At 45.0% G+C, this 26,444-nt stretch carries 27 protein-coding genes; 20 read left to right on the top strand and 7 right to left on the bottom strand.

What is annotated here, in order from left to right:
• Window positions 1-167: 167 nt before the first annotated feature.
• From GX419_03455 to GX419_03430, 6 genes are all read left to right on the top strand, one after another.
• On the top strand, window positions 168-1,172 hold the full coding sequence (locus GX419_03455; protein ID NLI23748.1) for an ABC transporter ATP-binding protein: 1,005 nt from the start codon (window positions 168-170) through the stop codon (window positions 1,170-1,172).
• 79 nt (window positions 1,173-1,251) lie between these two features.
• Window positions 1,252-1,521: a hypothetical protein gene (locus tag GX419_03450; GenBank protein ID NLI23747.1), complete on the top strand. Its 270-nt coding sequence runs from the start codon at window positions 1,252-1,254 to the stop codon at window positions 1,519-1,521.
• A complete protein-coding gene (locus GX419_03445) occupies window positions 1,522-2,451 on the top strand; it encodes a glycosyltransferase family 2 protein (protein NLI23746.1) in 930 nt (309 codons plus the stop codon).
• A gap of 211 nt (window positions 2,452-2,662) precedes the next feature.
• A complete protein-coding gene (locus GX419_03440; protein ID NLI23745.1) occupies window positions 2,663-4,456 on the top strand; it encodes an arginine--tRNA ligase in 1,794 nt (597 codons plus the stop codon).
• Window positions 4,457-4,470: 14 nt separating this feature from the next.
• Window positions 4,471-5,802 (top strand): signal recognition particle protein, encoded by a 1,332-nt coding sequence (gene ffh / locus GX419_03435; GenBank protein NLI23744.1) that lies wholly within the window; start codon window positions 4,471-4,473, stop codon window positions 5,800-5,802.
• 117 nt (window positions 5,803-5,919) lie between these two features.
• Window positions 5,920-6,795 (top strand): bifunctional 5,10-methylene-tetrahydrofolate dehydrogenase/5,10-methylene-tetrahydrofolate cyclohydrolase, encoded by an 876-nt coding sequence (locus GX419_03430; GenBank protein ID NLI23743.1) that lies wholly within the window; start codon window positions 5,920-5,922, stop codon window positions 6,793-6,795.
• A gap of 88 nt (window positions 6,796-6,883) precedes the next feature.
• On the opposite strand, the gene GX419_03425 is transcribed toward GX419_03430, so the two are convergent.
• On the bottom strand, window positions 6,884-7,636 hold the full coding sequence (locus GX419_03425; GenBank protein ID NLI23742.1) for a YIP1 family protein: 753 nt from the start codon (window positions 7,634-7,636) through the stop codon (window positions 6,884-6,886).
• 160 nt (window positions 7,637-7,796) lie between these two features.
• Between GX419_03425 and GX419_03420 the strand changes: the two genes are divergently transcribed.
• Window positions 7,797-8,660, top strand: coding sequence for a glycerol acyltransferase (locus tag GX419_03420; GenBank protein NLI23741.1), 864 nt, complete (start codon window positions 7,797-7,799; stop codon window positions 8,658-8,660).
• On the opposite strand, the gene GX419_03415 is transcribed toward GX419_03420, so the two are convergent.
• From GX419_03415 to truA, 4 genes are all read right to left on the bottom strand, one after another.
• Window positions 8,655-9,422: a shikimate dehydrogenase gene (locus GX419_03415; protein NLI23740.1), complete on the bottom strand. Its 768-nt coding sequence runs from the start codon at window positions 9,420-9,422 to the stop codon at window positions 8,655-8,657. The genes GX419_03420 and GX419_03415 overlap by 6 nt on opposite strands.
• A 10-nt stretch (window positions 9,423-9,432) precedes the next feature.
• The gene (locus tag GX419_03410) at window positions 9,433-10,215 is read right to left on the bottom strand and encodes a phosphosulfolactate synthase (GenBank protein NLI23739.1); all 783 of its coding nucleotides are present in this window, start codon (window positions 10,213-10,215) and stop codon (window positions 9,433-9,435) included.
• A 4-nt stretch (window positions 10,216-10,219) separates the two neighbouring features.
• The gene (locus tag GX419_03405) at window positions 10,220-11,641 is read right to left on the bottom strand and encodes a tetratricopeptide repeat protein (GenBank protein NLI23738.1); all 1,422 of its coding nucleotides are present in this window, start codon (window positions 11,639-11,641) and stop codon (window positions 10,220-10,222) included.
• A gap of 194 nt (window positions 11,642-11,835) precedes the next feature.
• Window positions 11,836-12,639 (bottom strand): tRNA pseudouridine(38-40) synthase TruA, encoded by an 804-nt coding sequence (gene truA / locus GX419_03400; GenBank protein ID NLI23737.1) that lies wholly within the window; start codon window positions 12,637-12,639, stop codon window positions 11,836-11,838.
• Window positions 12,640-12,806: 167 nt separating this feature from the next.
• Between truA and GX419_03395 the strand changes: the two genes are divergently transcribed.
• Genes GX419_03395 through GX419_03350 form a run of 10 tightly spaced genes read left to right on the top strand, consistent with a single transcriptional unit; the run spans window position 12,807 to window position 21,802 of the window.
• On the top strand, window positions 12,807-13,802 hold the full coding sequence (locus GX419_03395; GenBank protein ID NLI23736.1) for a MoxR family ATPase: 996 nt from the start codon (window positions 12,807-12,809) through the stop codon (window positions 13,800-13,802).
• 55 nt (window positions 13,803-13,857) lie between these two features.
• Window positions 13,858-14,271: a hypothetical protein gene (locus GX419_03390; GenBank protein ID NLI23735.1), complete on the top strand. Its 414-nt coding sequence runs from the start codon at window positions 13,858-13,860 to the stop codon at window positions 14,269-14,271.
• 14 nt (window positions 14,272-14,285) lie between these two features.
• The gene (locus GX419_03385) at window positions 14,286-15,164 is read left to right on the top strand and encodes a DUF58 domain-containing protein (protein NLI23734.1); all 879 of its coding nucleotides are present in this window, start codon (window positions 14,286-14,288) and stop codon (window positions 15,162-15,164) included.
• A gap of 22 nt (window positions 15,165-15,186) precedes the next feature.
• Window positions 15,187-16,191 carry a hypothetical protein gene (locus GX419_03380; protein ID NLI23733.1) on the top strand — a complete coding sequence of 335 codons (1,005 nt, stop codon included), beginning with the start codon at window positions 15,187-15,189 and terminating at the stop codon, window positions 16,189-16,191.
• Window positions 16,192-16,201: 10 nt separating this feature from the next.
• Window positions 16,202-17,185: a VWA domain-containing protein gene (locus GX419_03375; GenBank protein ID NLI23732.1), complete on the top strand. Its 984-nt coding sequence runs from the start codon at window positions 16,202-16,204 to the stop codon at window positions 17,183-17,185.
• Window positions 17,186-17,197: 12 nt separating this feature from the next.
• A complete protein-coding gene (locus tag GX419_03370) occupies window positions 17,198-18,232 on the top strand; it encodes a VWA domain-containing protein (GenBank protein NLI23731.1) in 1,035 nt (344 codons plus the stop codon).
• 4 nt (window positions 18,233-18,236) lie between these two features.
• Window positions 18,237-18,941 carry a tetratricopeptide repeat protein gene (locus tag GX419_03365; protein NLI23730.1) on the top strand — a complete coding sequence of 235 codons (705 nt, stop codon included), beginning with the start codon at window positions 18,237-18,239 and terminating at the stop codon, window positions 18,939-18,941.
• Between the two features lie 2 nt (window positions 18,942-18,943).
• Window positions 18,944-20,776: a protein BatD gene (locus GX419_03360; GenBank protein NLI23729.1), complete on the top strand. Its 1,833-nt coding sequence runs from the start codon at window positions 18,944-18,946 to the stop codon at window positions 20,774-20,776.
• Window position 20,777: 1 nt separating this feature from the next.
• Window positions 20,778-21,536 (top strand): hypothetical protein, encoded by a 759-nt coding sequence (locus tag GX419_03355; GenBank protein ID NLI23728.1) that lies wholly within the window; start codon window positions 20,778-20,780, stop codon window positions 21,534-21,536.
• Between the two features lie 8 nt (window positions 21,537-21,544).
• Window positions 21,545-21,802, top strand: a complete 258-nt coding sequence (locus tag GX419_03350) for a DUF861 domain-containing protein (GenBank protein ID NLI23727.1) — start codon at window positions 21,545-21,547, stop codon at window positions 21,800-21,802.
• Between the two features lie 25 nt (window positions 21,803-21,827).
• Here the strand turns inward: GX419_03350 and GX419_03345 are convergent, their stop codons facing one another.
• Both GX419_03345 and GX419_03340 read right to left on the bottom strand, forming a co-directional pair.
• On the bottom strand, window positions 21,828-22,100 hold the full coding sequence (locus GX419_03345; protein ID NLI23726.1) for an acylphosphatase: 273 nt from the start codon (window positions 22,098-22,100) through the stop codon (window positions 21,828-21,830).
• Window positions 22,101-22,118: 18 nt separating this feature from the next.
• Window positions 22,119-22,595, bottom strand: a complete 477-nt coding sequence (locus GX419_03340) for a tryptophan-rich sensory protein (protein ID NLI23725.1) — start codon at window positions 22,593-22,595, stop codon at window positions 22,119-22,121.
• A 48-nt stretch (window positions 22,596-22,643) separates the two neighbouring features.
• Here GX419_03340 and amrS point away from each other — a divergent pair, with 48 nt between their 5' ends.
• From amrS to GX419_03325, 3 genes are all read left to right on the top strand, one after another.
• Complete coding sequence (amrS, locus tag GX419_03335) at window positions 22,644-23,654, top strand: AmmeMemoRadiSam system radical SAM enzyme (GenBank protein NLI23724.1); 1,011 nt, start codon at window positions 22,644-22,646, stop codon at window positions 23,652-23,654.
• A 115-nt stretch (window positions 23,655-23,769) separates the two neighbouring features.
• Window positions 23,770-25,242 (top strand): rhamnulokinase, encoded by a 1,473-nt coding sequence (locus GX419_03330; GenBank protein NLI23723.1) that lies wholly within the window; start codon window positions 23,770-23,772, stop codon window positions 25,240-25,242.
• A gap of 12 nt (window positions 25,243-25,254) precedes the next feature.
• On the top strand, window positions 25,255-26,444 hold a 1,190-nt coding region (locus GX419_03325), incomplete at its 3' end, for an L-rhamnose isomerase (GenBank protein ID NLI23722.1).

The raw sequence follows: 26,444 nt of genomic DNA, 5'->3' as shown, positions 1-26,444 counted from the left end.
GCAAGAATCCAATAGGACAAGAAGAATCGATTTGATTATTTATTTCCGATTTTCCATTTCCAATTCATGGGGATTTGGGTTTCAAAGTATGATCCAATGCGAGAAATTGGAAATTTCCGGAAATTTATTCGGGTGATTAAAAGAGTATTTTTACAGGAAGGCATTGTATGATTTCCTTTCAGACGTTAACGACAGGGTATTTCAAAAGAAGCCAGCCGGTTGCTGTAAGCTGCGGAATATCTGCTTCGGCAGAAAAAGGGGAATTGATTGCCCTGATCGGATTGAACGGAACCGGAAAAAGTACGCTTTTGCGAACCCTGGCCGCTCTTCAGACTCCCCTTGTTGGCGAAATTCTCCTGGAAAACAAGAAATTGCGGTATTTTACCTCTGAAAGCCTTTCCCGTACCATTGCCTTTGTTTCTTCCTCCCGCGCACGGAGTCCTGCCGTAAAAGTCAGGGAAATGGTGGAACTTGGCAGATACCCTTATACAAACTGGGTGGGTAGTCTGACATCTGACGATAAAAGCAAGGTTCTGGAAGCACTTACCAGTGTGAATACCCTTCATCTGGCCGGTCAGCCATTGGATCAGATCAGCGACGGGGAATTTCAAAGGGTGCATATTGCAAGGGCCCTTTGCCAGGATACACCTGTTATTCTGCTCGATGAACCGACGGCATTTCTGGATGTAATCAACCGGTACGAAATTGTCGTGCTTCTCAGGGATTTATGCCGGCTGAAAAACAAAACGATTCTGTTTTCCACGCACGACTGGTCAGCAGCACTTCAGCTGGCCGACAGAATCTGGTATCTCCATGAAGGTACCCTGACGGAAGGAGCACCGGAAGATATTCTTATGACAGGACAGCTGGATGCACACTTTGACGGGAAAGATTTCTATGTCAATCCCGAAACAGGTCAGATCCGTTTTACGGAACACCCTATGTATCAGGTGGCATTGGACCCGGAAGCAGCTTCCAACGCCTGGTTAATGAAAGCTATGAAGAGGGCCGGGATTGTCCATAATCCGGGGGCGGAACTTTCAGTGGCTTTCCATGGAAATCAATGGGAATTAACATACGGCAGTAACTGCAGCAGGCATCAATCAATACTTGACCTGATCAACGCAGTGCGCAAAACTTCCCTAATAGCTTCACCTTCAGTGAACACATAGGAAGAAGTAGTGCATTTACCGGCTGTTCGCCTGAGAGAACCAGCAGCTGTTACCGGTTAACCCAAAAACAGTTCACGGTTTGGGAAATAATTTGTACCTTGGTGTGGTCAATCTGAACATTAAACTTTATACCATGAATCTTGTGAAGAAAATTACTTCCTATCTTCTGATTTTTCTGGTAGTATTGTTTACTACCGTGGCCCTTCTTGGTATCTGGGAGATTATCCCCCTGGAAAAGATAATGATTAAGATGATCTCCTCCCTGGTAGTGGTTTTTGCCTCTGCTGCCGTTGTCCTTTTTATTTTTTCTGTCCTGATTAAAGACTCCGATCACCAGCAGAATTCCTGAGTGCTTTCCGTTCTGATTACAGCCTTTAACGAAGACGTAGTTTCCCTGGTCGAATCTATAAGGACGCAGTGTATTGAAACTGCTGTTCCGTTTGAAATTATTGTATGTGACGATCATTCTTCTGAATTCTTCCGGAAGAAAAATGAAAGATTAGCCAACTACCCTGATGTCACCTACCGCTATCTGGAAAACAATATAGGAAGGGCCAGGATACGCAACCTGATGGCTTCCATGGCAAGGCACCAGTGGCTGCTTTTTGCTGACGGAGACTCGCGGGTAGTTTCATCTTTTTACATAAAAAAATACCTTGATGCACAGCAAGCTGGAACCGTACTATGCGGCGGGAGGGTATATGATCCGCAAAGGCCGCAAAAAAGGGAATTCCTTTTGCACTGGAAATATGGAATTGCCCGGGAACAAAAACCGGCAACCCTGCGAAACAGATTTCCCTACCGTTCCTTTATGACCAGCAATTTTCTGTGTCCTGCGGGTATTTTCTCTTCTGTAACCTTTGATGAATCCATTTCCGGATATGGACATGAGGATACCCTTTTTGGTCATATGCTGTGGCAAAAAGGAGTGCCGCTGGTACATACCGATAATCCGCTGCTGCACGAAGGATTGATACCGGCAGGTGAATTCCTGCAGAAAGGAGAAAATGCTGTTAAGAATCTCGCCGCTCTTTATATCCGTTTCAGGAAAGAAAGGGAACTCATTGAAGGAGTCCGCCTCCTGCGAACCTTTCTGCTTCTTGAAAAATGGCACCTGACTTCATTGATAGTCTTTTTTCTGCGCGTCTTTCACCCGCTTTTCATGAAAAACCTGAAGGGGAAGTACCCGGTTCTCTTGTTTTACGATCTGGTCAGGCTTTTATGGCTGATAGAGGAAGTCCGCAAACCGCATCTTTTATCTGCGCAACCGAGAGAATAATCAGTTTAATCCTGCCTGATTATCCAATTTGCTGTTAAACAATGTTAAAATTACTCTTCCGGTATAACTTTTTTTCATTTTGTACGTATATATTCATAGATCACAGGTTTTTCATAGGTTAGTTTTAGGGTTGGTAGGTTTAAAGTGTCGTCACTGCAATTGACGACACTTTTTTTATCTTTGCGACCTGACTTCTTTAAACATCCTCATGATTAGCATAGAGCAAAAAATATCCAGCGCTGTTGGCAAAGCGGCAACAGAATTATGGAATACCAGCCTTAACCCTGCAGAGGTGCAAATCCAGAAAACCAGGAAAGAATTTACCGGCGATCTGACAGTAGTGGTTTTCCCGCTGACGCGTCTCAGCAGAACGGGTCCTGAACAAACAGGAAAGGCCCTTGGAGATTATCTGCAGAAAGAATTGCCTGAAATCATCGATTATAACGTAATAAAAGGTTTTCTTAACCTGACGGTCGGGGAAGTGTTCTGGTCAGAGGTCATCAGGCATTTACGCACTGACAGTACATTAGGCTTATCTTCTCCCGGAGAATGCAGTGAAATGATTATGGTGGAGTATTCCTCTCCGAATACCAATAAGCCATTGCATCTGGGACACATCCGGAATAACCTGCTTGGTTTTTCGGTTTCCCGTATTCTGGAGGCCAACGGTAAAAAGGTCGTTAAGGTAAATCTTGTCAACGACAGGGGTATTCACATCTGTAAGTCAATGCTGGCATGGAAAAAATGGGGAAACGGGGAAACACCTCAGTCGTCAGGCATGAAAGGAGACCATCTGGTCGGGAAATATTATGTGCTGTTTGAGCAGGAGCTTAAAAAGCAACTGGCGGAACTGAAACAAAACGGGGGAGGAGAGGAGGAGCGTGCCGCCCGTACCCCGATTATGCAGGAAGCTCAGGAGATGCTGAGAAAATGGGAATCGGGTGACCCGGAGACCATTGCTCTCTGGAAGCAAATGAATGAATGGGTATATGAGGGATTTGACAAAACATACCGCGATCTGGGCGTAACCTTCGATAAGATTTATTATGAATCCGAAACCTATCTTCTCGGAAAAGCTATCGTACTTGAAGCTCTGAAAAAAGGGATTCTCTACCGGAAGGAAGATAATTCTGTATGGGCCGATCTGACAGATCGGGGGTTGGACCATAAGGTTCTTCTGCGTTCCGACGGAACTTCAGTTTATATGACCCAGGATATCGGCACAGCCGTTCAGCGGTTCAATGAATACCCTATCAGCCAGTTGATTTATGTTGTTGGCAACGAACAGAATTACCATTTTCAGGCTTTGTCCATTATCCTTGATAAGCTCGGTTATTCCTGGGCGAAAAACCTCCACCATCTTTCCTATGGTATGGTTGAGCTTCCCGAAGGCAAAATGAAATCCAGGGAAGGCACTGTTGTTGATGCCGATGACCTCATTGCCGAAATGATCGAAACAGCCAGGCAAATGTCGTCGGAACTTGGTAAACTGGACGGCTATTCACCGGAGGAAGCTGAACGAATTTACCGCACCATTGGTCTGGGTGCACTCAAATATTTCATCCTCAAAGTCGATCCGAAAAAGAACATGATGTTTGACCCGCGCGAATCAATCGACTTTAACGGAAATACCGGCCCGTTTATTCAGTACACCTATGCCCGTATCCGTTCTGTAATGAATAAGGCAGCCGAACAAAAGATTGCTGTAAATGAAGAAGCCCTCGCCAGGTGGAACATGAGTCCAAAGGAAAGAATGCTGGCCCGGCTGATATACGAATTTCCTTCAGTTGTTGAAAATGCAGCCGATACATACAGTCCCGCTGTTATTGCCAATTATGTCTATGAACTTGCCAAAGAATACAATCAGTTTTATCATGATTACAGTATTCTGAAAGCGGAATCCCCCGAGCTTGTCTCATCGCGGCTCCTGCTCTCCGAAGTCATTGGCAGGGTGATCGAAAAAGGCATGTACCTTCTGGGTATCGACGTGCCGGAAAGAATGTAAAATGGGAAAAAAGTATGTTTGAAAATTTAACTGATAAACTGGAAAGAGCCTTCCGGCTGATCAAAGGAGAGGGCCGGATAACCGAAGTAAATATTTCGGAAACGATGAAGGAAATCCGTCGGGCTCTTCTGGATGCCGACGTGAACTACAAAATTGCGAAATCATTTACCGATACGGTCAAGGATAAGGCTATAGGACAGGAAGTTCTCAAGTCGGTAAAACCCGGCCAGATGATTGTCAAAATAGTTCGTGACGAACTGGCCCGGCTGATGGGGGAGAGCGCTTCCGACCTGAACCTGAAAGGAAATCCCTGCATTATTCTCCTGGCCGGTCTCCAGGGTTCAGGAAAAACAACCTTTGCGGGAAAACTGGCAAATTATCTGAAGCAGAAAAGAGGACGCCAGCCGCTTCTTGTTGCCTGCGACGTATATCGTCCTGCCGCTATTGAACAGTTGCGGGTTCTGGGGGAACAAATCGGTATTCCGGTACATCTTGAACTGGAAAACAAAAATCCTGTTGCAATAGCAAAAGAAGCAATCAAATTTGCACGGTTGCGCGGATACGACACGCTCATTATTGATACGGCCGGTCGCCTGGCTATTGATGAAGCCATGATGGATGAAATCGCCTCCATAAAAAAGGCTGTTGACCCGCAGGAAATTCTTTTTGTGGTGGACGCCATGACCGGCCAGGATGCGGTTAATACTGCCAGGGCATTTCATGATCGCCTCCAGTTTGACGGGGTTGTACTTACCAAACTTGATGGGGATGCCCGCGGCGGGGCCGCCCTTTCCGTGAAAGCTGTGGTGGAAAAACCCATAAAATTCGTCAGCACAGGTGAAAAAATGGATGCAATCGATGTATTTCACCCCGACAGAATGGCTGACCGTATCCTCGGTATGGGGGATATCGTTTCTCTGGTTGAAAAAGCCCAGGAACAATACGACGAGGAAGAGGCAAGAAAACTGCAGAAAAAAATAGCCAAAAATCAGTTTGACTTCAATGACTTCCTTTCACAAATACGCCAGATCAAAAAAATGGGTAACTTTAAGGATCTGGCTTCCATGATTCCTGGTGTCGGAAAAGCAATACGCGATCTGGATATTGACGATAATGCATTTAAGGGCATCGAGGCTATTATCCAGTCCATGACGCCGGAAGAACGGAGCAATCCCGCTATTATAAACGGAAGCCGGAGGAAGAGGATTGCTGCCGGAAGCGGTACTACGGTTCAGGAAGTGAATCGTTTGCTGAAGCAACTCGACGAAACCCGGCGTATGATGAAAATGGTTTCATCCGCTGGTCAGAAAGGACGCATACCCGGTGGATTTTCTGGCAGACGTTAATTTCATGCGACCTTCTGAATGTCTGTAACCCCTCAGATCTTTTACACTGCAAACAACGAACAATCGATATAAACCAGGAAACGTAAAATCCGAAACCATATTAACACCCTTCCCGTTATGATATTGATTGACGGAAAACAGACTGCTGCCAACATCAGGAAAGAAATTGCCGCTGAAGTAGAAAGTATGGTACGGGCGGGCAAAAGACCGCCCCACCTTGCCGCTATCCTTGCCGGAAACGATGGAGGAAGCATTACCTATGTTAACAACAAAATCAAGGATTGTGCCGAGGTCGGTTTTACTTCTTCCCTGTTCAGATTTGATGAGTCAGTAACCGAAGAGGAACTTTTGCAGACTGTTGAAAAACTTAACCGGGATCCGGAGGTTGACGGATTTATAGTGCAGTTACCTTTGCCCCGTCATATAAGGGAGCCTCATATTATTGAAGCCATTAATCCGTCAAAAGATGTGGATGGTTTTCATCCGGTCAATGTGGGGCGCATGGCAACAGGCCTTCCCTGTTTTGTTTCCGCAACTCCGGCTGGTATAGTTGAACTGCTGAAAAGATACCAGATTAAAACTTCCGGTAAACATTGCGTGGTGCTTGGACGGAGCAATATAGTAGGCAGACCTCTGTCAATTCTTCTTTCACGGAAGGATGAATATGGCGATGCTACTGTAACTCTTTGCCACAGTCGTACGCCCAATCTGAAATACTTTACACTCCAGGCCGATATTTTGATTGCCGCAATGGGTCAACCAGGATTTGTCACGGCTGACATGATTAAAGAGGGAGCCGTGGTCATTGATGTAGGAACCACCCGCGTTCCTGCTCCACAATCCAAATCAGGATTTGTACTGAAAGGAGACGTACTTTTTGATGAAGTGGCTCCCAGATGCAGTTATATTACCCCCGTTCCGGGAGGAGTCGGCCCTATGACCCGCACGGCATTGCTCCTGAATACCCTGAAGGCAGCAAGAAAAGAAATCTAACCCTCTCTAAGGCATCAAACGCCTTAATATCGTAATAAGCAGATAACCGTTAGCAACCGCTGGTTATCGGGAAAAGTGCATTTACGGTTTATTCCTGTTCGGTCAGTGTATCCTCCTCTGACTCTTCTCCCTCTTGCTGAACATTGTTTCCCTCATCTTTGCTGGCTTTTTCCATTTCATTCAGCGCTTTTTCCCATTCTTTTGAGGTTTGTTCCATCTTTTCCCTGAAATCCTTTCCGTAAGGGTCCAAATGACGCACTGCTCTCCTTGCTCCCAGTCCAAGCAACATGAAAAGCACAAGCAAACCGGCGAGCACATACAGTACAATTCTGGTAGTGCCTTCTTTGGCCTGCAATGGTTGAACCAGAGCATGATACAGCATCCATAAACCGTACAGGTTAATTGCCAGGGAAATCAGGGAACCCAGAAGGTAATGAATGGAACCTGCAAAGCCAAAGAATGCGCTTATGGGCATTAGTACCATCAGGGCTGCCGAAACCCTCATGCAGGGTTCAAAGTCAGTCTTTCCGCCTGCAATGGCTGAAATGATCAGCACGATGACCGCACCGATAAAAACACCGATAACAGAAAAAATTATGGCAAAAAGCAGGACGGTAATTCCAACTGCACTGCCAAACATGCCCCCCACAGCCGCACTGACATGCAACAAACTCCAGATTAACCCAATGATTCCGGCTACTGTACCATAGATGAGAGCTTTAATAATCGGCTCACCCAGTCCGCCTTCGGTCTTCATAGAGGCAAAATATGCCTTCGGATTAACAAGGGAATCCTTTGATTCCTTTATGAATTCGTTGAAATTGAATGCATTTTCACTCATAGGCTAGTATTTTAAGGGTTATACATATGCAAGTTAAATTAAAATATCTAACTTACAATGATCATGATGTTAATTCTATCATTTTTGTATTTTCACCGCACGGAAGAACACAGGTATTTTAAAAGACAATTGACTTAATTGTGGCACAAACCGGTTTATAATGTACGAGAGGTGGGACATTGAGCAGTTGATTCTGAAGCATGCACCGGCCAAATACCGGCCCCTGGCAAAATTCATTAAAAAGGTCTTACGTCAGGAAAATTTTGCCCTTTTTCTTGAAAGCTGTAAGGATATTGAAGGGCAGGATTTTATCAGAGAAATCATCCGTTTTTTTGACGTTAAGATTAAATATAGCGGGATTGAAAATATTCCCGAAAAGGGACGGTACATTTTTGCTACCAATCACCCTCTGGGCGGACTGGACGGAGTTTGTCTTCTGGGGTTAATTTACTCCCACTTTGGCGAGGTAAAAGCAGTTGTAAACGAACTGCTGCTTTATATCGAAAACCTGAAGCCGGTTTTTGCGGGAGTTAATATTTACGGACGCTTCAAAAAATCCCAGTTGGTATCACTGGATGAATTATTCCGCAGCAACGATAATATTCTCGTTTTCCCGGCAGGAGTGGTTTCTATTTACCGAAGGGGAAAAGTTCGTGATTTACCCTGGCACAAAAGTTTCGTAGTCAAGGCCGTTCAGCATAAAAGAGATATTGTTCCGGTGTATGCTGACGCCCGCAATAGTTTTCTTTTTTACCTGATTGCTACGTTGCGCCGCTTCTTTAGAATTGATATAAGCTTTGAATCGTTTCTTCTTCCCAATGAAATGTTCCGCTTTAAAGGGAAGGAAATCCGCTTCTACTTTGGCAAACCTGTTTCATGGACCCATTTTACTTCGGAACGAAGCACCCGGGAATGGGTGGAAGAAATCAGACAAACAGTCGAACATCTCAGAAAACCCGATCAACCGATGAAAAGCTTTTCGTATGAAGAGATCCCGCAATCTGTAAAAAGAAGCCTTTTATAGATTGCCGGCACTGTTTCCCTTCCGGTTCCAGATTTCCCATGATTTTTCAGCCTGAAGTCTCAGCATCTCCAAACCGTTGCAAAAACCAGCACCTGCCTTTTCAGCGTAGGAAAGAAACAGGGTTTTTTCGGGATTATAAATCAGGTCATACAGCAAATGCCGGCTTGTAAGATGTTCGTAAGGAAGGGGAGGAGCCTGCTGCGTTTCGGGGTACATTCCAACCGGCGTACAGTTGATAATGAGGAGATGGTCTAAGAGGACCGTTCGGCTGAGTTCGTTATAGGTGAGCATTCCTTCCTGCCGGGTTCTCGATACAAAACGATAGTTTATTCCGATTTTTTTCAAAACCCATACCACAGCCTTTGATGCACCACCGGTTCCCAGAACAAGTGCATGCGTATGCCATGGCTTAAGGTGGTTTAAAAGGCTGAGCTCAAATCCGTAAACATCAGTATTATAGCCTTCCAGCAACCGGGAATTTCCATTGCGGATTACTGCAACGGTATTTACTGCCCTCACTTCACCGGCCACAGGATCCAAAATATCCAGAAAAGGGATAATCTTTTCTTTGTAAGGAATGGTAACATTGAGTCCCTCCAGATCGGGGTATTGATTAAGAAATCCCTTAAATTCACTGATGTCGGAGAGGGGAAAGTTTTCGTAAATACAATCGGTAATATTTTCCCGGGCAAATTTTTCAGTAAAGTATGCTTTGGAAAAGGAATGTCCCAGCGGATATCCGATGAGACCAAAACGTCGCATAGCCGGAGAATTATGGTTTGAATTTCTTCATTTCTTCCGGGAGAAATTCATAAAACGTATCTCCCCTCAAACCCAGCCGCAGCGCTTCAAGAGCTACCACCTCATTGGGGGGAATATTGCCCAGATTGACATTGGCTCCCAGCAGTTTGATGAACCATACCTGCTGGCTTTTCACCGGAGCTTCCCAGATGATGTTTTCCGTATTTACGTTGTTGATAATATCATCGATCAGCGCTTCGTTTGCAGTACCGTTTTCGTTATAAATCCCTATGTTCCCGCTTTCACGTGCCTCTGCAATTACTTTCCAGGCTCCTGCTGAAAGTTCGGCCTGCATCATGGCCACCCATTGTTTGGGAGGAATGTGCACTCCTTTTATCTTGCTTCCGACTTCAGAAATTACAGTTACCTGGCCAGACAGTATTTCAATGTACCTGAGTTTTTCTTCATGAGGGATATGGATGGAACCATCTGAAATTTCAGTATATTCCATTTTGTACTTGTCGAGCATTTTCCGGTAGTTGTCAAATTCGCCCCGTACCAGAAACATTTCAAACAAGGTACCACCGAAATATGGTTTTAAATTACCTTTCCGGTAAATGTTCAGTTTTTCCTGCAGTTCCCTGGTTATAAGGGCTGTACCAAATCCAAATTTCAGCAGGTCGGTATATTCTCCCGAAGATGCGACGAATTGTACTGCTTCACCGGCGCTAAGGCCTTTGTCCATTACCATGGTCAGGCCTTTTGAACGGGGCTTTGGTTCTCTTGAAGGAATATACGACAATTCAAAATTCATATGACTAAAGGTTCTTAAATGAATATTTCAGAATGAGATTTTCGATAACAGGATACTGGTCTGACTCAGGAAAATATTCAAAGAGAAGATACAGCAGATCGTAATTTTTCTTAAGGGCTTTCTCCAGGTGCTGCAATCCGTTTTCTATCTGTTTATGCTGAAAAAAGGCTGCAGCAGCTCTGTACAGCAGGTGGGCATCTTCTTCATTGTACACAAGAGCTTTTTCCAGAGCATTCAGCATGTCACTGTCTTTCCCCTGCATCTGAAATGCTTTTGCCAGGCCGAGCCAGCTTTTTGAATCGTGCGGATCCAGCTCACACGATTTTTCATAAGCCATCACTGCTTCATGCAGTTTGTCTGATTGAAAAAGGGCGTCGCCCAGAGTCCGCCAGAAAACCGGTTCCTGCTTGTTCATGGCAATGGCAGAACGTAAATACCGCAAACTGGCCTGAAAATTCTCTTCCATCAGGGAAACTACTCCCAATCCGTACCATGCATCAGGATTTTCGGGATCATGTTCCAGTGCCCGTTCATAAAAATCACGTGCTTTACCATAATTGGCCAGGTTTTCATAGCATTCACCTATGGCTGCCAGTACATCAGTCTGCTCGCCTTCCAGTTCAATGAATTCATTGAAAGCTTCAATTGCCTTATGGTATTCTCTCAGATTGGCATAGGCCAGCCCCTTATTGTAATATGCTACTTCATAGTTTTCATCAATGGCAGTTACAAAGTCGAATGCTTCCACTGCTTTCTGAAAATTCGACATACGCATGTAGACAATGCCAAGATAAAACCATGCCAGTTCGGAAAATGGATCCTTATCCAGATATTTCCGGTAAAAATAGATGGCCTTTCTGTTCTGGTTCAGCTTGTCATAAATGAAGGCCGTGTCAAACAGAAGGGAAGGCTCTATATGAGGCAGATAGTGGAGTGCCTGGTGCAGATATTTCAATGCCAGTCTGTATTCTTCGTTGCGGCTGAATGCTTCCGAAATCAAATGGTAGAGATTGGTTTTTTCCTCTTCGGTACGGGTCAGTGCCAGTGAAAAAAAACTGTCGGCTTCGGCAAATTTCTTTAAATCGGCAAAAGAAGACCCTTTCAGAAAAGCATATTCGGGCGACTCGGACTCAGGGAACGGAACCTTGGTAAGACAAACCAGCGCTTCTTCAGGTTTCCCTTCCCGCAAGAGCAGCTGGGCTTTTTGCATGGTCAGTGTACCTGACCAGGGAAACCGGCTCAGGCCAATATCAATAGCTTTCTGGGCTTTTCCGGGATTGTTAATTTCCAGATAATAATCAACAACTGTTTCAAATTCCTGCGAATCGAGAAATACATATCCCTCCGATTCGATCATTTGTTCGAATCGCTTAACCACATCAAGGGTTTCTGCATCCTCCCACCAGGCATCAAATTCTTCTTCCATAAATAAATTCCAGTACGTGCCAAAGGTAAGAATATTTTTGATGCATAAGGCCCTCAATTTACTAACAGGTCATGGCGCTGTTCCATTGGCATGAGCCTGTCAACTTTTGGAAGAGGGTGAATGTGAGGTGGTTAATCTACAGACTTATAACATCTATTCTAACGTATTGCCGAATGCAGTTATAAACATCCCGGTCAGATAAATGCCTGCAGTGATAGAGGAGACCAATCCCCGATAAAAATTTCAGGGGGGTAAATAATCCGGGTGAGAAAAAGTCCCTGGGGAGGAACAGATTCGCCCGCTTGCGATCGGTTGTGCGCCTCCAGAATATCATGCAGTTCATCAGGAGGCAGAGCTTCTTTCCCGATTTCAATCATGGTGCCGACAATGGCCCGTACCATGTTGCGCAAAAAACGGTCGGCAGTAATGCGAAAAATCAGCATATCTTCTTTCTCTGTCCATTCTGCCTCTTCCACTGCACACAGATGCGTCCGTGCCCCGGAATGCACTTTGCAGAAACTTGAAAAATCGTGTTTTCCGACAAGATATCCGCATGCGTTCTGCATAGCCTTTACATTCAGTTCTCTGTAGAACATCCAGGCATATTCCTGAAGGAAGGGATTCTTTCTGCGGCATATCCGGTATTCATATGTGCGCGAAATGGCTGAAAAACGCGCATGGGCATCATTTTTTACCGGTAAAATCCGGTAAACGGAAATATCAGACGGTAAAAACTGATTAATGTGGTAAAGAAAGGAAGTATCAGCATGCAGGTTCTCCCTTATGCTGTCAAAATGTCCGACGTAATATAAAGCATGTACTCCGGTGTCTGTCCTTCCGGCCCCTGTAACCTGTATTTCTTCTCTGAGGATGGATGAAAACCTTTCATTCAGTACTTCCTGCACCGAAATGGCATTTTTCTGAATCTGCCATCCGTGGTACCTTGTTCCTTTAAAGGAAATTTCGGCAAAATACCTGTATTTCTGTTCGTCTGCCATAGAAGGTTTTGGCAAAACTAAGGAGAATTCCTGTTAATCACTTCTTTAAGCTTAACAAAATTTAACAACGCGCAATGCAAATAATTGCCATTTTTGCATCGCCGGACGCCCTGCGTAAACAACCGGTATAAATTTTGCAGTACATGTAACATACTAATTTTTCCGATATGAGTGACAATGTGAACATCAAGGAATTGAATGAAAGAATTCAGAAAGAAAGCGCTTTCGTTGACCTGATTCAGATGGAAATTGGGAAAGTTATTGTCGGTCAGAAGCATCTTGTGGAAAGCCTGCTGATAGGTTTGTTGTCCGACGGACATATTCTTCTTGAAGGTGTACCTGGACTGGCTAAAACCCTGGCTGTTAAAACGTTGGCAGAAACTATCGATGCCAAATTCAGCCGCATACAGTTCACTCCCGACCTGTTACCGGCTGATCTGATCGGTACCATGATTTACAGCCAGAAAAAAGAATCGTTTGAAGTACGCAAGGGGCCCATCTTTGCTCATCTGGTACTGGCTGACGAAATCAACCGTTCGCCTGCCAAAGTTCAGAGCGCTCTTCTGGAAGCCATGCAGGAAAAGCAGGTTACCATTGGTGAACATACTTTCCCCCTGGAACAGCCTTTTTTGGTGCTGGCTACCCAGAACCCGATCGAACAGGAAGGAACCTATCCGCTTCCTGAAGCCCAGGTAGACCGCTTTATGCTGAAAGTAATCATTTCTTATCCGCAGAAGGAAGAAGAAAGAATTATCATGCGGCAGAATATTGCCAGGGAATTGCCCCACGCTTCCCGGATTATGAAACCGGAAGACATTTTCAAGGCACGTTCTGTGGTAAAGGACGTATACATGGACGAGAAAATCGAACAGTATATTCTTGATATTGTATTTGCTACGCGAAATCCTTCCCAGTACAAGCTGGAGAAATATGAAAACATGATTTCCTACGGTGCGTCACCCAGAGCATCCATCTACCTTGCCATGGCATCCAAAGCCTATGCTTTTATCAGGCGCAGAGGGTATGTAATACCGGAAGATGTGCGTGCCATATGCTATGACGTTCTGAGGCATCGTATCGGATTGACCTATGAGGCTGAAGCTGAGAATATTACTACCGAGCATATCATTACCGATATTCTTAACACAGTGGAAGTACCTTAATTCAGCATCCGGCTCTCAGGCACGAAACTATTTGTAACCATCATAATTGCAACCTATGCCGCGGATCCTTTTCATACTGATCCTCTTGTCCGGAAGCCTGTTTATCGCTTCTGGCCAGCATTTTGTCGGGTTGCCCAAAGATTCTGTGATGGTTCACGTACGAAAAGAGATGCGTTTTTTCCTTCCTGACAACAGCGGGAAAAATGATATGTACAGGTATCTGAAATTTGTTGATAAAATCAATGAGGAAACCTTATACTGTTTCCTCTCGGAAAAGGATATCTGTACCTCAACCCGTCTGATCAGCGATTACTCCAACCTTTACAAAAGGCTGGAGTGGCTGGACAAAAATTATAAAAGACAGAACGATTCAACCTGGTATTATTTCCGTAATGGAAAAAAATACCAGATTATCCTCCGGAAAGAGGAATGGTTTTTTGTTCTGGTAACCAAACCGTCTGAACAATAAATAACAGGTGCGTTGTGGAAGCAACAGAACTACTCAGGCAGGTAAGAAAAATTGAAATCCGTACAAGGGGATTAACCCGCCATATTTTCGCCGGGCAGTACCATAGTGCCTTCAAAGGTCGGGGTATTGCTTTCAGTGAGGTGAGAGAGTATCAGTATGGAGATGATGTCCGGACGATTGACTGGAACGTCACTGCCCGTTTCAATCATCCGTATGTGAAGGTTTTTGAGGAGGAACGTGAACTGACGGTTATCTTACTGGTGGATGTCAGCGGATCAGCTGTTTTTGGAAGCCGGCAACGGACTAAACGTGTGAGGATTGCTGAAATTGCTGCTCTTCTCGCTTTTTCGGCTATCCAGAATAACGATAAAGTTGGTGCCGTCCTGTTCAGCGACCGCCCTGAGAAATTTATTCCTCCAAAGAAAGGCCGTCAGCATATACTTCGCATTATCCGGGAACTAATTGAATTTCAGCCGGAACATCCTGCCACCAATATCGGTGAAGCTATGCGCTATCTCACCAATGCAGTGAAAAAACGTTCCATCGTTTTCCTTATTTCCGATATGTATGACAGCTTCGACAGCCGGCCCCGTTTCGAAGAACAGCTTAAAATCATCGCCAGGAAACATGATCTGATTGCTGTAAAAGTATTTGATAAACTGGAAAGGGAACTTCCCCGGGCGGGGTTGCTTTTCCTCCAGGATCCTGAAACGGGTCAGCAAGTGCTTGTCGATACCTCCGACAGGACTTTCAGTCAGAGGTACCATCAGCACATTCAAATGTATGATGAAGCGTTGAAAAACATTTTTGCACGGTACGGAATCGATAGCGTTGAAATAGCAACCGACCAGGACTACGTGCCTCCGCTGATACAGTTGTTTAAAAAACGATAGGATTTGAAAAACCAGTGACTGTATGAAAGGTGTCAGAGAAACACATTTTTGGGTAGAAATCCTTCCCGGTAAAACCCTTCTGTGCATCGGGCTGGCCGTTTTTCTTTTTGTGAATAAAACCGTTGCCCAGGAGGCCGAAATCAAGGTAAAAACCGATACCTCCTCTATACTTATCGGTGATCAGATCGGCCTTACCCTCGAAGTAGATGCCGAAAAGACCTGCCAAGTAGAATTCCCTCATCTGAATGATTCCCTTACACCAAACATCAGGGTAGTTCGCCGCATACAGGCTGATACCCTTATGTCAGGTACCCGCCAGAAAATTATTCACCGTTATCTTATTACATCTTTTGACAGCGGACTTTTCGAAATACCATCTTTACCCTTCAGATTAAACAGGGGAAATAATACAGATACGCTCTTTTCAACACCCGTGCAGCTTTCGGTTACATACCCCCCTACTGATACCATACCGACCCTATTTGACATTAAAAAACCTCTGCCTGCTCCCTATACGCTGGAGGATTACCTGCGCATAATTCTTCCGGTTCTGCTGGCAGCTCTGATCATATTCCTGATAATAAAATATGTGAAGAGGAAGAGAACCCTCAGGGACAAACAGGCTGAGCCGGAAAAACCTTCAGAACCGGCACATGTTATTGCCTTGCGTGAACTGGACAGATTGAAAGAAGAAAAACTCTGGCAGCAGGGACTCGTCAAGGAATACTATACCCGGCTTACTGAAATCATCCGGCGGTATATTGAACAGCGTTTCCATGTGCCGGCAATGGAGCAGACCAGTACCGAAATTTTGCAGAGCATGAAGCCGTTCGTCCTGGAGGAAGATACCCTCAGGGCCTTGCAGGAGCTTTTATTACTGGCCGATATGGTAAAATTTGCACGGGAACTTCCCATGCCTGATGAAAATGAATCGAATATGCTGAATGCATATGTTTTTGTAAATCATACCATTGAAGGACATACTCCAGGAAATGTAACTGCAAACAACCAAAAAGAACAGATGTAGTATGGGGAATCTGTCGTTCGTTCATCCGGAATTCTTTTTGCTGATTATTCTGGTATTGCTCGCTGCTGGCTGGTACATATATTCCTTCCGCTCCAGAAATCCGGTCATGATGTTTCCTCTGACAGGACAACTGAAAAAATATGCCGGTGGCTGGAGAAAAAATTTCGTTCATGTTCCATTTGTTTTGAATGCGGTTGCATCCGTTTTGCTGATTATTGTACTGGCACGTCCTCAATCATCCAACCGGTGGAAAGATACTTCGGCCGAAGGCATTGATATTATGCTTACCATGGATATTTCGGGTAGTATGCTGGCCGAAGATTTTAAGCCAAACCGTCTCGAAGCAGGGAAGAAGATTGCCGCTGAGTTTATTGCCGGAAGAAAGAATGACCGGATCGGTCTGGTGGTTTTCAGTGCTGAAAGTTTTACCCAATGCCCTGTTACCACCGATCACGTTACATTGGTCAATTTGCTGAATGCTGTAAAAAGTGGCATGATTCAGGATGGAACTGCTTTGGGCGACGGACTGGCTACAGCTGTTGGCAGACTGAAGGAATCGGCAGGGAAAAGCAAGGTGGTGATCCTGCTTACTGACGGTGTCAATAACACCGGTTCTGTCGATCCTCTTACTGCAGGCGAGCTGGCCCGTACGTTTCATATCCGGGTTTATACCATTGGAATCGGCACAATGGGTACCGCTCCTTATCCGGTACAGACTCCTTATGGAATTCAGTATCAAAACGTTCCTGTTGAAATCGATGAGCCGGTACTCAGGAAAATAGCCGATTTAACCGGAGGAAAATATTTCCGGGCTACCGACAATGATAAACTCCGGGCCATATACCAGGAAATTGATCAGCTGGAAAAAACTCGGGTCGAAGTGCGTGAGTATGCTAAAAAAGAGGAAGAATATGCTTTGTTTGCAACAGGAGCATTCCTGTTACTGGTGATCAGCGCAGGAATCAAATTATTTATCATCAGAACGATACCTTAAACTGTTTTGTGTATGTTCCGGTTTGCTCATCCTGAGTGGTTATATGCCCTGCTGATGATACCCGTCATGGTTCTGCTGTTTATGTTGAACCGGGCTCTGAGAAACAAAACTTTGCAGAAACTTGGCGATAAAAATCTTCTTCAGGAGATGATGCCCGGCTATACTCCGGTGCGCCCCCTGGTACGTTTTGTCTTGCTCATGTTGGCCGTGGGTTTTCTGATCGTGGCCCTTGCCAGGCCTCAGGTTGGCTCAAAGCTTACGCAAGTCAAACGGAAAGGCATTGAACTGTTTATAGCGTTAGATGTTTCCAACAGCATGCTGGCGCAGGATGTTCAGCCATCACGTCTGGAAAGGGCAAAACAGGCAGTAGCGCGTCTGGCTGACAAACTGAGCAATGACAGGATCGGGCTGCTCGTGTTTGCTGGTTCTCCTTATATTCAGGTGCCTGTAACAACCGATTATGTTTCCATAAAACAATTTCTTGACGGGATTCATCCGGGCATGGTCCCTGTACAGGGAACTGCCATTGGTGCTGCTATACGGCTTGCCGCTTCTTCTTTTGATCCGCAAAGCGGTTTGAAAAAGGCAATTGTAATAATTACCGACGGTGAAAATCATGAGGACGATGCAGTGGAAGCCGCACGGGAGGCTGCTGAAAAAGGAATTGTCGTTTTTGTCATCGGTGTCGGAACTCCTTCGGGTGCCCCCATTCCGCTTCCGGGAGGCGATCAGCAGAACTTCCTCAAAGATCAGTCAGGCCAGGTGGTGGTTACTCGGCTTGATGAAGCTCTTCTGAATCAAATCGCTGCCGCAGGCAATGGGACGTACATCAGGGCTACGGCCCTCCGGTTCGGTCTGGAAGAAATCCTTACAAAAATTGATGAAATGGACCGGAAAGAATACAAAGCCCAGATATACTCAGAATACGATGACCAGTTCATGTATCCTGCCGGCCTTGCGCTGTTTTTCCTCTTATTCGAATTATTTTTGCAGGACAGACGAAATCCCTGGTTGCGTAAATTCAATCTCTTCCGTCTTAAACTGTAATATTATGACTGCTCCAAAATATATATTGTTATTTGTCCTCCCGCTCATGCTGAACGGAATCCTTACTGCCCAATCATCAGCAGAACGAAGATTCGTCAGGCAAGGGAACAAACTGTATGAGGCAAAAAAATACAATGAGGCTGAAGTCAGCTACCGAAAAGCATTGCAGGAAAAGGGTGGTTCCCACCGGGCCCTGTTCAATCTGGGTGATGCACAATACAAACAGGGACGTTTTTCGGAAGCTGCAAACACCTTCGCTGACCTGACCGGTGATAAAACCAACCGGCAGATTCAGGCAAAGAGTTATTATAACCTGGGAAATGCACTGTTCAGTGATAAAAAAATTGAGGAAAGTATTGATGCATACAAAAAATCTCTTTTATTGAATCCTTCGGATATGGAGGCGAAACACAACCTGATGATCGCGCAAAGAATGCTCCGGCAGTCACAGCAGCAACAACAGCAGAACCAGAATAAAAATCAACAGCAGAATCAGGATCAGCAAAAACAACAAAACCAGCAAAATCAGCAGAATAAGAATGATCAGAATCAGCAGGACAAGCAGCAGCAGCCACAGCCACGGAACGAGATATCGCGCCAGGATGCGGAAAGAATCCTTCAGGCACTTTTAAACAATGAGAAACAGACAAGGGAAAAACTGAACCGGCAGCAGGCTGTTGCCAGGCGTACAACTGATAAAAACTGGTAAAAATGAGAAAGGAATTCAGATACGTTCTTCCTCTGGTACTGGTGCTGGTAAACTCTGTTACTCAGGTTCCGGCCCAGGATGTTGATTTTAAGGCATCAGCTCCTTCGGTAGTGGCAACGGGTGAACCTTTTGAAGTAGTTTACACCCTCAATGCAAGGCCTGAACAGTTCCGGCAACCCGAATTCAGCCCGTTTGAACTGCTCGGTGGTCCGTCAACCAGTACCAGCACTAGCGTCCAGATGATCGGAACCCAGATCCGGCAGAATATTACAGTGAGTTATACCTACTATCTCCGGGCAAATTCTACCGGAAAGTTTGAAATACCTCCGGCTCAGGCCACAATTAAAGGGAAGAACTTTTCATCCAATGCCCTGTCCATTGAAGTGGTGAAAGGGAGTACTCCTGCTTCTCAACCGCAACAGGGAGCCCGGTCCCCTTCAGGGGAGGAAGCAGAAAGTATTAAGGGGGGAAAAGATCTTTTTGCTGCATTCCTAGTTGATAAACGGAACGTCTATCTCAGGGAACCGGTAATAGTTACTCTTAAAGTATACGACAGGATGGGCCTTTCGCGGCTTGCCCCTCCTAAATTGCCTGCTTTGCAAGGATTCTACAAAAACGATATCCCAACTCCGGAACTTCGCCAGCTTACCCGGGAAAATGTGAACGGACAAATTTACAATACCGGTGTTATTGCACGGTTTATTCTTTATCCCCAGAAAACAGGCGATCTGACCATTGGCTCGGTTGAATTTAACGGAGCAGTGCAGAGAACGGTAACCAGACGTTCAAGAAGCTGGTTCGATTTTGATTTCGATTTTCCTACCATACAGGAACAACCTGTTACCTTCCGGTCTGAACCGGTTACAATCCATGTGAAACCCCTTCCGCCGGGGCAGCCTGCCAATTTCAGCGGTACAGTTGGCGATTTGTCGATGGCAGCTTCCATCGATAAGCCTGAACTGAATACCAATGATGCCCTCACGTTAAAGATTAAGCTGACGGGGAAAGCAAATATGAAAATGATCAATCCCCCTGTTGTTTCTTTCCCTGCCGATTTTGATGCCTACCCGCCAAAAGCAAATGTTCAGGAAGAATATACAACAGAGGGAACAACCGGATCAGTCACATTTGAGTATATTGCCATTCCACGACATCCGGGAACCTTTACCATTCCGCCGGTATCCTTTAGTTATTTCTCTCCCCGGAGCAATGAATATAAAACATTGGCATCCCAGCCCTTTTCGGTTACTGTAAACAAGGGTCGCGAAGATACAACCATTACCGTCGTATCGGGTCTTTCACGGGAAGATGTTCGTTTGCTGAACCAGGATATCCGGTATATTAAGCGAAATATACCCGATTGGAAAAACAAACAACTCCTGCTTGACAGCCATTTATTTATTCTGTGGTATGTTGCTCCTTTGGTTCTTTTTGCCCTGCTGATCGGTATCCGGAGGAAGACCATTCGCGAACGGGCAGACGCAGCCAGAATGCGCCATAAACGGGCTGCCCGCCTTGCCGCAAAACGCCTCAGAAAGGCTGAAAAGGCTATGAAAAACCAGCAACAGGATGAATTTTATGAAGAAATCTTAAAGGCTATCTGGGGCTACCTGAGCGATAAGCTTATGATTCCTCTGGCGAATCTGTCGCGTGATAATGCATGGCAGGCTCTGTCAGAAAGAGGAATTTCCGGGGAACTCAAAGAACAACTTGGCAAAATTATTGACACGTGCGAATTGGCAAGGTTTGCTCCTGCCGGTACCCTTCCTTCCATGAAGGAAACATACGAGAATGCGGTCGTTCTGATGGAAAAAATTGATCAAAACCTGAAGTAATATGCGACATATCAAAATAATCTTGTTGCTGTTCCTTTTTACGCTTCCGGCCAAAGCTGAGGTGATACCTGATTCCCTGTATAGCATGGCTAACAAATTCTATTCCGAAGGCCGGTATGCTGAAGCAGCCACTTTATATGATTCTCTGATTAACTCCGGTTATACTGCACCTGAGGTATATTTCAACCTGGGAAATGCCTGTTTCAAAATGCGTCAGATCGGGAAAGCCATACTGAACTATGAAAGGGCTAACCGTTTGAAACCTTTTGATGAGGATATACGCTTCAACCTTCAGCTGGCCCGCGCATATACTGTAGATAAAATTGAAAGTCTCCCGGAATTTTTTCTGACGGCATGGTGGCGTGCATTTCGTTCCTTGATGGACTCCGATCATTGGATGATCCTCAGCATAGTTCTTTTTTTTGTAAGTCTTACGCTGATTCTGTTGTTTCTGTTTTCCGCACAGGTAAACCGTAAAAAGATTTTCTTTTCCCTGTCGGTTCTTTTTCTGCTGGGAGCTATCCTTACCGGCATATCCGGTTACCGTCAGAGTAAGGAATTCCATGCACGAAACGAAGGTATTGTAATGGTGCCTTCTGCTACCGTGAAAAGCTCTCCTGACGCCGGATCGTCAGATCTGTTCGTCCTCCATGAAGGAACAAAAGTGCGAATTGAAGACGCTGTCGGACAATGGGTTGAAATCCGAATAGCCAACGGAAATAAAGGTTGGATTGAATTCTCAACTATCGAAATCATATGAGCCGGATGATGACTGTTAGAAAACCTACTCAGGCCGAAATTGAAATGGCCGCGGAATGGGATACCTGGGAAAAAGAACCTTCGGAATTTCCCTGGTATTACGATCAGAAAGAGACCTGTTACATTCTGGAAGGCAAAGCCAGGGTCACTGCTCCGGATGGTTCGCATATTGAATTTGGTGCAGGCGATTGGGTAGTTTTTGAGCAGGGACTGAAGTGTACCTGGAAAATTACCGAAAGAATCAGAAAACATTACATGTTCGGATAAGGCATCCTCAACTTCAGGAATGCTTTTATCTTCTGATCTCAAAATCAGGAAAGTGACCTAACGGTGCTTCCTGGACAAGAACCTCCTTTACATAAGCATAGCCGGGTCCTTGTCTGCACCATTCAATAAATTGCAGAACTTCCTCTTCTTCCCCTTCTGCTTCAATATATACACTTCCGTCGGGCATGTTGCGGACGAATCCCTTAATTCCAAGTTCTTCCGCGGCTTCCAGAGCCGAATAGCGAAATCCAACCCCCTGAACCCTTCCCCTTACGGTGATGTTCACATGTTTCAGCATATGTTGGAATTGAAAGCTCTACTTGTTTAATAACCAGTAAGAACCATTAAGAATCGACGCAAATGTCACCCACAGCAGGTAGGGAATCTGCAAGAGCCCTGCGGTGCGGCTGATCTTATAAAAAACAATGATCATGACAACGATGCTGATCCATACGAGCAAAATTTCTGCAAAGGCCCAGCCGATCCGGTGAAAACGGAAAAAGATAAAACTCCAGAGAAAATTGAGTATCATCTGGATGGCAAATACCCAGAGGGCCAAAGTGCGCAGGTTTCCCGGCTGTGATTTCCAGATCAGATAGAGCGAAATTCCCATAAGGATGTAAAGCACCGGCCAGACAATCCCAAACAAATAACCAGGAGGATTGAAAGAAGGTCTTGTTAGGCTGTCGTACCAGCCATCTGTTTTGCTCGTAGCCATACCTGAAATGGTTCCAATCACCAGAGGAATTGCCAGGCAAAGAATGAACGATATAATCGATGTACCTTTTATCATAATTATTGAAAATTGTTTCCTTAAATTTATAAAAAAAAACAACAGGGTATGAAAGAAGCACTTTTCTATGAAAAGTTGGATGACCAAAGGGTACATTGTTTGCTTTGCCCTCATCATTGTGTTATCAGTGAAGGCAAATATGGCATCTGCAGGGTACGAAAAAATGCCGGAGGAGTATTATATACTGAATCATACGGTGTGTTTTCTGCTATTCATGTTGATCCTGTTGAGAAAAAACCTTTATATCATTTTTATCCCGGTAAGATGATTCTTTCGGCAGGCAGTGTGGGATGCAATCTTTCCTGCATTTTTTGCCAGAATTATGAAATCTCCCAATCAGGTACTGAAGAATTCCCATCACTTCAAATGATTGATCCCCCAAAACTGGCTTCCCTCTCCCTTCGGAATCGTGGAAATATTGGCCTGGCATATACATATAATGAACCATTTATGTCGTTCGAAATGATCAGGGACACAGCTCCTCTTATTAAAGAGCAGGGACAGAAGAATGTGATGGTTACCAACGGTTTCATGGATCCGAAACCTCTCAGCGAGTTGCTTCTATGGATTGACGCATTCAATGTTGATTTAAAAAGTTTTAATGAATCCTTTTACCGAAAATACACCCGCTCCCGACTGTCTCCTGTTCTGGATAGCCTGAAACAAATCAGAAAGGCTGGAGCCCATCTGGAAATTACAAATCTTATTATACCTGGTGCAAACGATGATGAAATGGTCTTTACCTCCATGGTCAAATGGATTGCCAGTGAATTGGGTAAAAACACCGTTTTGCATCTTTCGCGTTATTTTCCGGCATATAAACTCACCAATCCGCCCACACCTTCTGATACCCTTATCCGGTTTTACCGCATTGCACGCAACGAACTGAATTATGTGTATGTCGGAAATATTGATATTCCTGACACCCAGAACACCTATTGTCCTTCCTGCGGTGCTCTTCTTATCAGAAGAATAGGTTACACAACACAGGTAGTTGCCCTGGATGAAAACGGGTCATGCAGTAATTGTGGATACAACACAGGGATACAGATTGCATGAAATTCAGAAAGCCATAAAATGTTTTTCTTTTTTTTCAAATTTGATTGACGAAAACTGGGATTTCGCTTCTTGATATGCTAAAAACTCTTATTTTCGAACAATAAATTTTTAGTTTATGGCAATTGGTTCCCAATTTCTCGCTTTTGATCTGGGGGCTGAAAGCGGTCGTGCTATCCTTGGAACGTTAGACGATAATAAAATTTCTCTGAGTGAGATAGCCAGATTCCCGACGGGAATGCTCTTTGTTAACGGCCATTACCGCTGGAATATTTACCGTTTCTATGAGGAGGTGCTTGCGGCTATGAGCAAGGTTTCCGCCCAGAACTCCAAACCACTTTCGGTCGGATTTGATACATGGGGGGTTGATTTTGCCCTGCTGGCAGAAGACGGATCATTCCTTGACATGCCGGTCTGTTACAGGGATTCCCGTACCGACGGAATGATGGAAGCTTTCTTCCGGCTGATCCCCAGGGATGAGGTTTATCAACTCACAGGAATTCAGTTTATGCAACTGAATACCCTTTTTCAGCTATACTCTCTGGTTTACTCCGGATCGCCACTGCTCCGGTATGCAGCTCATCTGTTGTTTGTACCCGATATTTTTCATTACCTCTTTACCGGTGTGCGGAAATCGGAGTTCACTTTTGCCACTACTTCCCAGTTGTTTAATCCCGTGAAAAATGCCTGGGAGACGAAGTTTTTCGATGCCATGAATCTTCCGGTTTCCCTGATGCAGGAGATTGTACAGCCAGGTACCTTCATTGGAAAAATTAAAGAAGAAATAGGAAGGAATACCGGCCTGGGGCAGGTACCCGTGGTTGCTGTCGCCACACACGATACAGGTTCTGCCATTGCTGCCGTTCCGGCCAGGGGGAAAAACTGGGCTTACATCAGTTCAGGAACCTGGTCACTTATGGGTATTGAATCTTCTGTGCCGCTGATAAATGAAAAAACCTATGCATTTAATCTTACCAATGAAGGCGGAGTGGAACATACCTTCAGAGTGCTGAAGAATATCATGGGTTTATGGCTGATCCAGCAGTGCCGTGCTGCATGGGGTAGGGAAAAATTCTCCTATGCCGGCATAGTGGAAATGAGCAAAAAAGCCCGCCCCTTTTCAGCTTTTATTGACCCTGATGCCTCCGCCTTCCTGAATCCTCCCAATATGCCGGCCGCCATTCTTCAGTATTGTCGGTCAACAGGGCAAAGTGTACCGGAAGATGAAGGAACCATTTCCCGCATCGTTTACGAAAGCCTTGCCCTGAAATACCGTTATGTTCTGGATCAGTTGCGGGAAATTTCAGGATTTCCCATTGAAACCATCTATATTATCGGTGGAGGAGTTCAAAATGAGTTCCTTTGCCAGTGCACGGCCGATGCCTGCGGTATTCCCGTGGTAACAGGCCCTTCGGAAGGAACTGCCCTGGGCAATATTATGGTGCAGGCTATGGCTGCCGGAAAGGTCAGTTCACGTGCCGAGATTCGGGAAATTATCAGAAATTCATTTCCTGTAAAAATGTATGAACCATCGGATACCTCATTATGGGGAGATGCATATGAAAAATTTAGAAAAATAGTAACCAACTAACCATTCAATCGTATGAAAAACCAGAAAATTGAAAAAGCTTATTCTGCGGCCAGGGAACGTTATGCATCTCTGGGTGTGGATACCGACAAGGCACTGGAAACCCTTCAGCAGATTTCCATATCACTGCATTGCTGGCAGGCCGATGATGTGGGAGGTTTTGAAAAGCCGGATGCTGCCCTCTCCGGCGGCGGTATTCAGGCCACTGGTAACTACCCGGGCAAAGCACGTACTATTGATGAACTCCGCAACGATCTGGAATTTGTCTATTCACTTATTCCGGGCAAACACCGGTTTAATATGCACGCCAGTTACGGTGATTTTGGAAAGAAAACAGTTGACCGCAATCAGATCGAACCAAAACATTATAAAAGCTGGATAGATTGGGCAAAAAACAATGAACTCGGGCTTGACTTCAACTGTACATGCTTTTCCCATCCGCTGGCCAATGACGGTTTTACCTTGTCGAGCAAGGATAAAAAAATCAGGGAATTCTGGATCGAACACGTCAGGCGCAGCCGCGAAATCAGCGCATTTATGGGAAAAGAACTGAAAAAAAGAACCGTGCACAATATATGGATCCCGGATGGTTCCAAAGACCTCACTGTGGACCGCCTGAATCACCGTGAATTGCTCCGGCAATCCCTGGATACCATCTTTGAGGATGATTACAATGAGAAACACATGGCCGATTCGCTCGAAAGCAAATTGTTCGGAATCGGAAGCGAAGCTTTTGTTGTCGGCTCCCATGAGTTTTATATGGGGTATTGCTTTACCAGAAACAAAATGCTGTGTATCGATATGGGGCATTTTCACCCTACAGAATCTGTGGCCGATAAAGTTTCTTCCATCCTGCTTTTTTCAAAGGAAATCATGTTTCATCTAAGCAGAGGCATTCGCTGGGACAGTGACCATGTCCTTTCATTGAATGACGAACTGACTCAACTGAGCCTTGAAATTGTTAGGGCAAATGCACTTAAAAAGGTGAATATCGGATTGGATTTCTTTGATGCCAGCATCAACCGAATTGGTGCTTACGTAATCGGAACCCGAAACGCACAGAAGAGTTTTCTCTTTGCTTTGCTTGAGCCTTCAAAGGAACTCAGGGCTTATGAAGATAAGAACCAGGGCTTTCAGAAACTTGCCCTCATGGAGGAAGCAAAAGCTCTTCCATGGGGTGCTGTGTGGGATTATTTTTGCCTGAC

This window comes from Bacteroidales bacterium, from assembly GCA_012517825.1.
Taxonomy (GTDB): domain Bacteria; phylum Bacteroidota; class Bacteroidia; order Bacteroidales; family JAAYUG01; genus JAAYUG01.
This window is presented reverse-complemented; position numbering and strand designations above follow the sequence as displayed.